The sequence below is a fragment of the Pseudomonas sp. TE4620 genome (assembly GCF_056279045.1).
On sequence record NZ_JBWBQO010000001.1, the window covers coordinates 1,042,103 to 1,053,255 of the forward strand.

Annotated in this window: 9 protein-coding genes; 4 read left to right on the plus strand and 5 right to left on the minus strand. The window is 62.3% G+C overall.

Annotation, left to right across the window (positions count from 1 at the left end; genetic code table 11):
- The first annotated feature begins 324 nt into the window (after positions 1 to 324).
- A complete protein-coding gene (gene uraH / locus ACZ9A3_RS05010; protein ID WP_010225132.1) occupies positions 325 to 678 on the plus strand; it encodes a hydroxyisourate hydrolase in 354 nt (117 codons plus the stop codon).
- Between the two features lie 180 nt (positions 679 to 858).
- Here uraH and ACZ9A3_RS05015 read toward each other — a convergent pair whose 3' ends face one another.
- The gene (locus ACZ9A3_RS05015; RefSeq protein ID WP_045200426.1) at positions 859 to 2,208 is read right to left on the minus strand and encodes an NCS2 family permease; all 1,350 of its coding nucleotides are present in this window, start codon (positions 2,206 to 2,208) and stop codon (positions 859 to 861) included.
- Between the two features lie 359 nt (positions 2,209 to 2,567).
- Here ACZ9A3_RS05015 and ACZ9A3_RS05020 point away from each other — a divergent pair, with 359 nt between their 5' ends.
- Both ACZ9A3_RS05020 and aqpZ read left to right on the plus strand, forming a co-directional pair.
- Positions 2,568 to 3,335, plus strand: coding sequence for a GntR family transcriptional regulator (locus ACZ9A3_RS05020; protein WP_036994364.1), 768 nt, complete (start codon positions 2,568 to 2,570; stop codon positions 3,333 to 3,335).
- Positions 3,336 to 3,504: 169 nt separating this feature from the next.
- Positions 3,505 to 4,197 carry an aquaporin Z gene (gene aqpZ / locus ACZ9A3_RS05025; RefSeq protein WP_401288245.1) on the plus strand — a complete coding sequence of 231 codons (693 nt, stop codon included), beginning with the start codon at positions 3,505 to 3,507 and terminating at the stop codon, positions 4,195 to 4,197.
- Here aqpZ and guaD read toward each other — a convergent pair.
- Genes guaD through xdhA form a run of 4 tightly spaced genes read right to left on the minus strand, consistent with a single transcriptional unit; the run spans position 4,194 to position 10,220 of the window.
- Positions 4,194 to 5,498, minus strand: a complete 1,305-nt coding sequence (gene guaD, locus ACZ9A3_RS05030) for a guanine deaminase (protein WP_045200430.1) — start codon at positions 5,496 to 5,498, stop codon at positions 4,194 to 4,196. The two genes, aqpZ and guaD, sit on opposite strands and share 4 nt — an antisense overlap.
- 10 nt (positions 5,499 to 5,508) lie before the next feature.
- Positions 5,509 to 6,354 (minus strand): xanthine dehydrogenase accessory protein XdhC, encoded by an 846-nt coding sequence (xdhC, locus tag ACZ9A3_RS05035; RefSeq protein ID WP_045200432.1) that lies wholly within the window; start codon positions 6,352 to 6,354, stop codon positions 5,509 to 5,511.
- 22 nt (positions 6,355 to 6,376) lie between these two features.
- Complete coding sequence (gene xdhB, locus ACZ9A3_RS05040) at positions 6,377 to 8,773, minus strand: xanthine dehydrogenase molybdopterin binding subunit (RefSeq protein ID WP_476252194.1); 2,397 nt, start codon at positions 8,771 to 8,773, stop codon at positions 6,377 to 6,379.
- Positions 8,766 to 10,220 carry a xanthine dehydrogenase small subunit gene (gene xdhA, locus ACZ9A3_RS05045; protein WP_093385476.1) on the minus strand — a complete coding sequence of 485 codons (1,455 nt, stop codon included), beginning with the start codon at positions 10,218 to 10,220 and terminating at the stop codon, positions 8,766 to 8,768. Before xdhA ends, xdhB begins: the two co-directional genes overlap by 8 nt.
- Before the next feature lie 272 nt (positions 10,221 to 10,492).
- Between xdhA and ACZ9A3_RS05050 the strand changes: the two genes are divergently transcribed.
- Positions 10,493 to 11,152: a GntR family transcriptional regulator gene (locus tag ACZ9A3_RS05050; protein WP_045200438.1), complete on the plus strand. Its 660-nt coding sequence runs from the start codon at positions 10,493 to 10,495 to the stop codon at positions 11,150 to 11,152.
- Position 11,153 lies beyond the last annotated feature (1 nt).

Genomic DNA, 11,153 nt, shown 5'->3' on the forward strand with positions numbered 1-11,153 from the left:
GATTGTATACAACTTTGTTTGCGATTTGTAAGCCTGTTTTTTCGCTTTTCTTTGCCTTTTTGGCCACTCCCACCTCTATAAGGAGCCCTGCAAGAAACCTGCCTGATCGGTCAGCTAATGACGGATGCGTCGGCTATTGGCGTGGTTTTGCGACTGATGGCCTATTTACAGGGGATGAGCGGCGTGCCAGTAAAGAATACCGAATTATTGTGTACAATTTCATAGAAAAATGTCTTAATAATCCGACAGCCGCACGTTGTCGGGCTTCCTGACGCTGGCGTGCGGGTATTTTTTGCCCACAGATAGAACAGAGGCGAGCAAGCAATGGGACGTTTGACCACGCATGTACTGGATGCCGCTCATGGCTGCCCTGGCAGCTCGATCAAGGTCGAGCTGTACCGGGTCGAAGGCCAGCAGCTGGAACTGGTGAACACTACCCTGACCAACAGCGATGGCCGTTGCGACGCACCGCTGCTGCAAGGCGATGATTACCGCAGTGGCGTTTACCAGCTGCAGTTCAGCGCCGGCGACTACTACCGTGCCCGCGGCGTACAACTGCCCGAGCCTGCTTTTCTTGACGTGGTGGTACTGCGTTTCGGCATCAGCGCCGAACAGGATCACTACCACGTGCCGCTGTTGATCTCGCCGTACAGTTACTCGACCTATCGTGGAAGCTAGTTGGTCGCTAGAAGAATCTTCGTAGGTCCCTTGCCCGCTCACACTGCGGGCTTTTTTTTGCCTGTGATTTTTCTGCGGCCTCATCGCGGGTGTAGGAGCGGGCTTGACCCGCGATAGGTCCCTCACACACAACAAAAAGCCCCACCCGAAGGTGAGGCCCTTGTCTCGCAATCGCCTTGTTTACAGGAACACAAACTTGGCAATGAAGATCGCCGTCAGCACCCACAGGCTGGCCGAGATCTCCTTGTAGCGTCCGGTCCCGGCCTTGAGCACCACATAGGTGATAAAGCCCAGGGCGATGCCGTCGGCGACCGAGAAGGTCAGCGGCATCATGATCGCGGTGACGATCGCCGGGATGCTGTCAGTGGCTTCATCCCAGTTGATGTGGGCCATGCTGCCCATCATCAGCATCGCCACATAGATCAGCGCGCCAGCCGTGGCGTAGGCAGGAATCATCCCGGCCAGCGGGGCGAAGAACATTGCGGCGATAAAGAACAGGCCGACTACCACCGCAGTCAGCCCGGTACGGCCGCCGGCGGCGACACCTGCCGCGCTCTCTACATAGCTGGTCACCGGCGGTACACCAACCACCGCGCCGAACACGCTCGAGGCGCTGTCTGCTTTAAGCGCCCGCGACAGGTTCTCGATGCGCCCGTCGGCATTCACCAGGCCGGCCCGCTGGGCCACGCCCATCAGGGTGCCGGCGGTGTCGAACATGTGCACGAAGAGGAAGGCAAACACCACCGCGATCATGCTGACGTTGAACACCCCGGCAACATCCATGGCCATCCAGGTCGGTGCCAGGCTCGGCGGCAGCGAGAACAAGCCGCCGTACTCGACCAGGCCCAGGCCCCAGCCGGCGAGGGTGACGCTGATGATGCTGATCAGGATCGCGCCGAACACCCGGTGGTAGCTGAGCACCGCGATCATCAGAAAGCAGATGGCTGCCAGCAGCGGGCCGGGCTCGTGCAGCGAGCCGAGCTTGATCAGGGTCGCCGGGCTGTCGACGACAATCCCTGCGGTTTTAAGACCGATCAGTCCGAGGAACAATCCGACGCCGGCACCCATGGCATGGCGCAGGCTGACCGGAATGCTGTTGAGCAGCCATTCGCGCACCCGCGACAAAGTCAGCAGCATGAACAGCACCCCGGAGACAAATACCGCGCCCAGCGCGGCTTCCCAGGTGTAGCCCATGGTCCCGACCACGGTGTAGGTAAAGAAGGCGTTCAGGCCCATGCCCGGTGCCAGGCCGACCGGCCAGTTGGCGTACAGGCCCATCAACAGGCAGCCGAGGGCGGCAGCGATGCAGGTGGCGACAAACGCCGCACCGTGATCGATGCCGGCATCGGCCATGATGTTGGGGTTGACGAAAATGATGTAGGCCATGGTGATGAAGGTGGTCAACCCGGCGATCATCTCGGTTTTGACGGTGGTGCCATGTAGCTTGAGTTTGAAAATCCGCTCCAGCCAGCTCGTTTCGAGCGGTGGGGCAAGATCCAGCGTAGGGGCGTCGGATTTGCGGCTTTCCACAGCGTGTACTCCTCAAGTCTTTTCTTGTTTTCCAGAACCAGTCCTGCGCACGCACTGGGGGGCTCTGTGAGGCGGATGGGATGGCAGGCCACCGGACCGTTTGTTGACTTCTGGGTCAGGAAGTTGCACGGATGGATTATGCGTTTGTATACAAAGAATGCAAATAATGTTTTCGTTGTTGTGGCCAGATAATTTGCAGGCGTAGCTATAAAGGACATCGGCACCTGCAGAAATCCCTGCGGCTGTGTACAATGTGCCAATACCTTAATCGTTTAATTTTCTTACCAGGACTTGCCATCGCCCCTCTGGCTGGTATTACAGTCAGGGTCCGACTGGCGGATCTCCGTGCTCGAGTGCCCATGAACGAACAGCTGCAACCTCTCAAGAAACCAGTGCGTACCGGCAAGGCCGGTCGTAGCGGAACCCAGGACGATATCGTCTACGCGCACATTTTCGAGGCCATCCTCGAGCAGCGTCTGGCGCCGGGTACCAAGTTGAGCGAGGAAGCCCTGGGCGAGATCTTCGGCGTCAGCCGCACCATCATCCGTCGCGCGCTGTCGCGCCTGGCCCACGAAAGCGTGGTGCTGCTGCGGCCCAACCGCGGCGCGGTAGTGGCCAGCCCGACGGTCGAAGAGGCCCGCCAGGTGTTCTTCTCGCGGCGCATGGTAGAGCGCGCGATCACCGAGCTTGCGGTTGAGCACGCCACCGCCGAGCAACTCAACGAACTGCGCCAGATGGTCCGCGAAGAGCGCGACAGCTTCTCCCGTGGCGATCGCGGTGCCGGCATTCGCCTGTCTGGCGAGTTCCACCTGAAACTGGCGGAAGCGGCGGGCAACGCCCCGTTGATCAGCTTCCAGCGCAGCCTGGTGTCGCAAACCTCGCTGATCATCGCCCAGTACGAAAGCGGCAACCGCTCGCACTGCTCCTACGACGAGCACATGCAGCTGATCGACGCCATCGAGGCCCGTGACGTCAACCAGGCGGTGAGCCTGATGATGCACCACATGGACCACATCGACAGCAAGCTCAACCTCGACGAAGACAGCGCTTCGGATGACCTGCACGCGGTGTTCTCGCACCTGCTGCAAACCAAGAAGCGGGGTGGGGTTGCACCGCTCAAGGGTTGAAGGCCAGTAACATCAAATCGCGGGGCTTGCCCCGCGATGCGTTTCAGGCCACTGGCAGGTTATCCAGCCTCTGCTAGATTCTCACCTGATCCACCGCAAACCTTCATCAAGCAGTTGGGCTTGCGCGCTTTGCGTAGAACTTCAACTACTTGAGGACTGGTATATGTCGATGCCCCTGAGCAAACGCATGGGTGCTGAACTGATCGGGACGTTCTGGCTGGTGGTGGGTGGCTGCGGCAGTGCGGTGATTGCCGCCTCGTTCCCCATTGGTATCGGCCTGGTCGGAGTGGCCATGGCCTTCGGCCTGACCGTGCTGACCATGGCTTTCGCCATTGGCCATATTTCCGGATGCCACCTCAACCCCGCAGTGTCGGTCGGGCTGGTGGTGGGTGGGCGGTTTCCACTCAAAGACCTGCTGCCCTACGTCATCGCCCAGGTGATCGGGGCAATTCTCGGTGCGGCGGTGATCTACTTCATTGCCAGCGGCAAGGCCGGTTTCGAGTTGTCGGCGGGGCTGGCGTCCAACGGCTATGCCGAGCATTCCCCCGGCGGCTACTCATTGGCGGCAGGCTTTGCCAGTGAAGTGGTGATGACCGCGATGTTCATCCTGATCATCATGGGCGCCACCGACAGCCGTGCCCCGGCAGGCTTTGCGCCGATTGCCATCGGCCTTGCGCTGACCTTGATCCACCTGATCTCGATACCGGTCACCAATACCTCGGTGAACCCGGCGCGCAGCACGGGCCCGGCGATTTTCGTCGGTGGCTGGGCGTTGCAGCAGCTGTGGCTGTTCTGGGTCGCGCCGCTGATCGGGGCGGTGATCGGCGGCGCGCTGTACAAGGGGCTGTTCCGCGAGCCTTAGCGCTGATGCACGCAGCGCCCGGCAGCGAAGGTCTGCTTGACGGTGCGGTCATCGCCCAGGGTCATCAGCACGAACAGCGTCTCGTCGATGCTGTTCGACTGCTGGATGCGGTAGTCCATCAACGCCGTGGCCTTGTAGTCGAGGACCACGAAGTCGGCATCGTTGCCCGGCTGCAGACTGCCGATACGGTCATCCAGGCTCAGCGCCCGGGCGCCGCCCAGGGTTGCCAGGTACAGTGACTTGAACGGGCTCAGGCGCGCGCCCTGCAACTGCATGACCTTGTAGGCTTCGTTCAGGGTATTGAGCAGCGAGAAGCTGGTGCCGGCGCCGACGTCGGTGCCCAGGCCGACCTTGACCTTGAACTTCTCGGCCTGCGGCAGGTTGAACAGGCCGCTGCCGAGGAACAGGTTGGAAGTCGGGCAGAAGGCCACGGCCGAGCCGGTTTCGGCCAGGCGCTGACATTCGTCGTCGCACAGGTGTACGCCGTGGGCGAACACCGAGCGCTGGCCGAGCAGCTTGTAGTGATCGTAGACGTCGAGGTAGCCCTTGCGCTCCGGGAACAGCGCCTTGACCCAGTCGATCTCCTTGAGGTTCTCGCTCAGGTGGGTGTGCATGTACAGGTCGGGGTATTCGCCCAGCAGCTGGCCGGCCAGGGCCAGTTGCTCCGGGGTGCTGGTCGGCGCAAAACGCGGGGTCACTGCGTAGTGCAGGCGGCCCTTGCCATGCCAGCGCTCGATCAGCGCCTTGCTTTCTACATAACCGGATTCGGCGGTGTCGGTCAGGTAGTCCGGGGCGTTGCGGTCCATCATCACCTTGCCGGCGATCATCCGCAGGTCCAGGCGCTCGGCTTCTTCGAAGAAGGCATTGACCGATTCCGGGTGCACGCTGCCGAACACCAGGGCGGTGGTGGTGCCGTTGCGCAGCAGTTCCTCGACGAAGATTTTCGCGACTTTGTCGGCATGCGCCTTGTCGGCGAACTGCTTTTCGCAGGGGAAGGTGTAGGTGTTGAGCCAGTCCAGCAGCTGCTCGCCGTAGGAACCGATCATGCCGGTCTGCGGGAAATGGATATGGGTGTCGATAAAGCCCGGGGTGATCAAGGCGTCCTGATGGTGCTCGACCTCGATGTCGGCGGCCAGGCTCGGCAGCAGGTCGCGGGCATGACCGACAGCGCTGATCTTGCCGTTGTCGATCACCAGCAGGCCGTCTTCGAAATACTGATAGGAGGCTTCGACGCCTACTTCAGCAGGGTCGGCGATGCTGTGCAGGATGGCGGCACGGTAGGCTTTGCGGGTTGCGCTCATAGGGCTCTCGTCATATGGCTTGGCTGCGCCGTGATGGCGGCAGCAATTGGGCAATGGGGCCGGCGTTGGCAGCGTTGTTGTGCTGGCCAAAGCTTGCGTTGTAGGTGGCAATGATTTCTGCGGCAATCGACACGGCGATCTCGATCGGCAGCTTGCCCTTGACCTCGGCGATGCCCATCGGGCAACGCATGCGCTGCAGGCGTTCCTCGGCAAAGCCGCGCTCGCGCAGGCGATGCTCGAACTTGACGCGTTTGGTCTTCGAGCCGATCAGGCCGAACCAGGTGAAATCATTGCGCTTGAGGATCGCCGCGGTCAGTTCCAGATCCAGTTGATGGTTATGGGTCATGACGATGCAGTAGCTGCCAGCGGGCAGCTCATCGACTTCATCCACCGGCTCTTCACTGACGATCTTGCTGACCCCGGCGGGAATGCTCTCGGGGAATTCCTGCTCGCGCGAATCGATCCAGCGCACCTTGCAGGGCAGGGCGGCGAGCAAGGGTACCAGAGCGCGGCCGACATGGCCTGCGCCGAAGACGGCAATCTGCGCCTGAACCTGGCCCATCGGCTCAAACAGCAGCACGGTGGCACCGCCGCAGCACTGGCCGAGGCTGGCGCCGAGGCTGAAGCGCTCCAGGTGCGGCGCTTCGCGGCGCTCGGCGAGCATTTGCCGGGCGATATGCATGGCCTTGTATTCCAGGTGGCCACCGCCGATGGTGTCAAACAACTGCTCGGCGCTGACGACCATCTTCGAGCCGGCGTTGCGCGGCGTCGAGCCGCGCTCTTCGATGATCGTCACCAGTACGCAGGGCTCGCCGCGGGACTGCAGGTCGGACAGGGCGTTGATCCAGGTGTGCATGTTCAGTTACCTATGTGGCGCCCTACGGAGCGACTGTCTCAACCTCGGCAGCAGGCTGCTGCGCCGCCTGCGCCTTGCGCATCTGCTCGCAGCCCCAGAGCACCCGCTCCGGCGTCGCTGGCGCATCGATCAGCGGATGCACGCGGTAATCGCCAAGGCTGGCCACGGCGTCCTTGATCGCGCACCAGGCGGCAATGCCGAGCATAAACGGCGGCTCGCCCACGGCCTTGGAATGGAACACCGTGTCTTCCGGGTTCTTGCGGTTTTCCACCAGTTTCACCCGCAAATCCACCGGCATATCCGCTACCGCCGGGATCTTGTAGCTGGCCGGGCCGTTGGTCATCAGCTTGCCCTTGGCGTTCCACACCAGCTCTTCGGTGGTCAGCCAGCCCATGCCCTGGATGAAACCACCCTCGACCTGGCCGATGTCGATGGCCGGGTTCAGCGAGGCGCCGACGTCGTGCAGGATGTCGGTGCGCAGCATCTTGTACTCGCCGGTCAGGGTGTCGACGATCACCTCGGCGCAGGCTGCGCCGAAGGCGAAGTAGTAGAACGGCCGGCCGCGGGCCTGGCTGCGGTCGTAATAGATCTTCGGGGTCTTGTAGAAACCGGTGCTCGACAGCGACACCTGGGCGAAATAGGCCTGTTGTACCAGCGCTTCGAAACTGAGGATTTCATCGCGCACGCGCACATGGCCGTTACGGAATTCGACGTCCTCTTCACTGACCTTGTACTGGCGTGCGGCAAATTCGGTCAGGCGCTGCTTGAGGATCTCGGCGGCATTCTGCGCCGCCTTGCCGTTCAAGTCGGCGCCGCTGGAAGCCGCGGTCGGCGAGGTGTTGGGCACCTTGTCGGTGTTGGTCGCGGTGATCTGGATACGCTGGAAATCCACCTGGAACACTTCGGCTACCACCTGCGCGACCTTGGTGTTCAGGCCCTGGCCCATCTCGGTGCCACCGTGGTTCAGGTGAATGCTGCCATCGGTGTAAATATGCACCAGGGCGCCGGCCTGGTTGAGGAAGCTGGCGGTGAACGAGATGCCGAATTTTACCGGGGTCAGCGCCAGGCCTTTTTTCAGGATCGGGCTGTTGGCGTTGAAGCGGCGGATCGATTCGCGGCGCTCGGCGTAGTCACTGCTGGCTTCGAGCTCGGCAGTGATCTCTTCGAGCATGTTGTGCTCGACGGTCTGGTAGTAGTGGGTGACGTTGCGCTCGGTCTTGCCGTAGTAGTTGGCCTTGCGCACCGCCAGCGGGTCGAGGGCGAGGTGGCGGGCGATATGGTCCATCACCTCCTCGATGGCGACCATGCCTTGCGGGCCGCCGAAGCCACGGTAGGCAGTGTTGGAGGCGGTGTTGGTCTTGCAGCGGTGGCCGTGGATGGTGGCATCGCCGAGGTAATAGGCGTTGTCGGCGTGGAACATCGCACGGTCGACGATCGAGGCCGAGAGGTCCGGCGAGCAACCGCAGTTGCCGGCCAGGTCGAAATTGATGCCATGCAGGCGGCCGTTGTCATCGAAGCCGACGTCGTACTCGATGTAGAACGGGTGGCGCTTGCCGGTCATCAGCATGTCCTCGACCCGCGGCAGGCGCATCTTGGTCGGCTGGCCGGTGAGGTGGGCGATGACCGCGCACAGGCAGGCGGGGCTTGCCGCCTGGGTTTCCTTGCCGCCGAAACCGCCGCCCATGCGGCGCATGTCGACGACGATGTTGTTCATCGGCACGTCGAGCACTTCGGCCACCAGCTTTTGCACTTCGGTGGGGTTCTGGGTCGAGCAGTAGACGATCATCCCGCCGTCTTCGGTGGGCATCACCGAAGAGATCTGGGTTTCCAGGTAGAAGTGCTCCTGGCCGCCGATGTGCAGGCTGCCCTGCAGGCGGTGCGGGGCGCTGGCCAGGGCGCTGACCGAATCGCCGCGCTGGTGGGTGTGGCTGTCGAGCACGAAGTGCTTCTTGCGCAGCGCCTCGACCACGTCCAGCACCGGCTCCAGGTCTTCGTACTCGATGATCGCGGCCATCGCTGCGCGGCGCGCGGTATCCAGGTCACGGGCAGCGACGGCAACCACTGGCTGGCCGACGAACTCGACGGTGTCGATCGCCAGCAGCGGGTCGCCGGGCAGCAGCGGGCCGATGTCCTTGAGGCCCGGCACATCTTCATGGGTGATGGCGATGCGCACGCCCTCGAAGGCGTAGCAGGGGCTGGTGTCGATGCTCAGCACCCGGGCGTGGGCGCGGTCGGACAGGCGCGCATACACATGCAACTGGTTGGGAAATTCCAGACGGTCATCGATATACACCGCTTCGCCCGACACATGTTTGTCGGCACTGTCGTGCTTGAGGCTGCGGCCGACCCCGGTGGTCAGGTCCTGGCTGAACAGTTCTGCCATTTCGGCCTGGCTTTTGGCGACGTGATGGTTAGACATAAGCGGTCACCCGAGTTTCGATGTGCGGCGTTTGCAGTTCGATGAAGTACTTGCGCAACAGGTTCTGCGCGCTGAGCAGGCGGTATTCCTTGCTCGCCCGGAAATCCGAGAGCGGCGTGAAGTCTTCGGCCAGGGCCTGGCAGGCGCGCTCGACGCTGGCCTGGTTCCAGGCCTTGCCGACCAGCGCCGCTTCGCAGGCGCGGGCGCGCTTGGGAATCGCCGCCATGCCGCCGAAGGCGATGCGCGCTGCGCCGACAACACCGTTCTCGATACGCAGGTTGAATGCCGCGCAGACTGCCGAGATGTCATCGTCCAGGCGCTTGGACACCTTGTAGGCGCGGAACGCCCAGTCGGCGCGGGCCCGTGGCACGATGATCTTCTCGATGAACTCGCTTTCCTGTCGCGCGGTGATCCGGTAGTCGATGAAGTAGTCTTCCAGGGCCAGGGTGCGGGTGTTGTCACCTTTGCGCAGAACGATCTGCGCATCCAGGGCAATCAGCAGGGGCGGCGAGTCGCCGATCGGCGAGGCGTTGCCGATGTTGCCGCCCAGGGTGCCTTGGTTGCGGATCTGCAGCGAGGCGAAGCGGTGCAGCAGTTCGCCAAAATCCGGGTATTCGCGGCTCAGGGCGTCGTAGCAGTCGGTCAATGGCGTGGCCGCGCCGATTTCCAGGTGTTCGGCTTGAGTGTCGATGCGCTTGAGTTCGGCGACGTTGCCGACATAGATCATCACCGGCAGGGTCTTGTGGAACTGGGTGACTTCCAGCGCCAGGTCGGTGCCGCCGGCCAGCAAGCGGGCTTCGGGGTGCGAACCGTACAGCTCGGCCAGGTCGGCCACGGTCAGCGGCACCAGGCAGCGCTTGTCGCCGCTGTTGAGCTCGCCGGTTTCGCTTGGGGCGATGGCTTTGAGGCGGGCGATGGTCTGCGCTTGGCCGCTGTCGAACTGATCCGGCTGGGCCTGGCAGCACGACTGCTCGGCGGCGGCGAGGATCGGCCGGTAGCCGGTGCAGCGGCAGAGGTTGCCGGCCAGGGCTTCCTGGGCCTTGTGCAGATCGGGTGCGTCGCTGTTCTTTTGCAGGGCGAACAACGACATGACAAAGCCCGGAGTACAGAAGCCGCATTGCGAGCCGTGGCAATCGGCCATGGCCTGTTGCACGCTGTGCAGCTTGCCCTGGTGCTTGAGTCCTTCGACGCTGATCAGCTGTTTGCCGTGCAGCGAGGAGACAAAAGTCAGGCACGAGTTGAGGCTGCGGTAGCGAATGTGCTCGCCGCCGTCCTCGCCCTCGGCCAGCTCGCCGACCACCACGGTGCAGGCGCCACAATCGCCGCTGGCGCAGCCTTCCTTGGTACCGGACTTGCCCAGGTGTTCACGAAGATACTCGAGCACGGTCAGGTTGGGGTCCAGGGCATGCTCACTGCGCAGCTCCTGGTTAAGTAGAAACTGGATCACGGGAAGGCCTCACAAGCGACTTATTGTTGTTGAGCGGACTGTAAGCAGACTTGATTTTCAGGTCAACAATTTTCTGACCTTTGGGTCAGGAAATTTCTCGTGGCGCTTCCGCCCTTTCACAGGTGCTCTGTTATGAGCATAGTTGGCCCTGCGTGATCCGAATCTTTTGCGCCAATCGTGCCAACTTCTGCTGCATGGCCACTGCGCGGCGCGGGGGCAAGTGCGCTACAATTCGGCGCTTGTGCACAGTTCAATGATTTTGAAGGAAAACCATGACGTTCAAGGCGCCGGACAGCCTCTCCGAGCAAATTGCCCATTATCTGGCCGAGCGGATCATCCGCGGCGAGCTCAAGCCCGCCGAGCGGATCCAGGAGCAGAAGGTCACCCAGGCATTGAATGTCAGCCGTGGCTCGGTGCGCGAGGCGCTGTTGATCCTCGAACGCCGCCACCTGGTGACCATCCTGCCGCGCCGTGGCGCCCATGTGACCGAGCTCAATGAGCACAATGTGCGCAGCCTGTGCACGCTGATGGGCGAGCTGTACAACCTGCTCGGCAACGCCGTGGCCCTTAACTGGCGCAACGATGGCGATTTGCATCCGTTCCTCAAGATCCAGCAGCGCCTGACCGGCGCGTTCGAGCGCCAGGACATCCGCGCCTTCGTCGATGAAAGCTTCGCGGTGATGCGCGCCGCCTATCCGTTTGCCAACAATCCGTACCTGCAGGAAACCGTCGAGAACCTGCAGCCGGCCATGAGTCGTACCTATTACCTGGCGCTGGACCAGCGCAAGGCCAACATGAACGACTTCCTGGTGTTGTTCGCCAACCTGCTCGAAGCCGTGGTGGCCCGAGACCAGGTGCGTATCCGCACGGTATTGGCCGAGTACTGCCAGCGCAGCTGCGAGCTGGTGCTGGCGGCGCTGGCGACTGCCTGAG

Bases quoted from the DNA above. Each gene is read 5' to 3' on its own strand.
- uraH (WP_010225132.1), top strand. From the start codon at position 325: ATGGGACGTTTGACCACGCATGTACTGGATGCCGCTCATGGCTGCCCT.
- ACZ9A3_RS05020 (WP_036994364.1), top strand. From the start codon at position 2,568: ATGAACGAACAGCTGCAACCTCTCAAGAAACCAGTGCGTACCGGCAAG.
- aqpZ (WP_401288245.1), top strand. From the start codon at position 3,505: ATGCCCCTGAGCAAACGCATGGGTGCTGAACTGATCGGGACGTTCTGG.
- guaD (WP_045200430.1), bottom strand. From the start codon at position 5,498: ATGAGCGCAACCCGCAAAGCCTACCGTGCCGCCATCCTGCACAGCATC.
- xdhC (WP_045200432.1), bottom strand. From the start codon at position 6,354: ATGCACACCTGGATCAACGCCCTGTCCGACCTGCAGTCCCGCGGCGAG.
- xdhB (WP_476252194.1), bottom strand. From the start codon at position 8,773: ATGTCTAACCATCACGTCGCCAAAAGCCAGGCCGAAATGGCAGAACTG.
- ACZ9A3_RS05050 (WP_045200438.1), top strand. From the start codon at position 10,493: ATGACGTTCAAGGCGCCGGACAGCCTCTCCGAGCAAATTGCCCATTAT.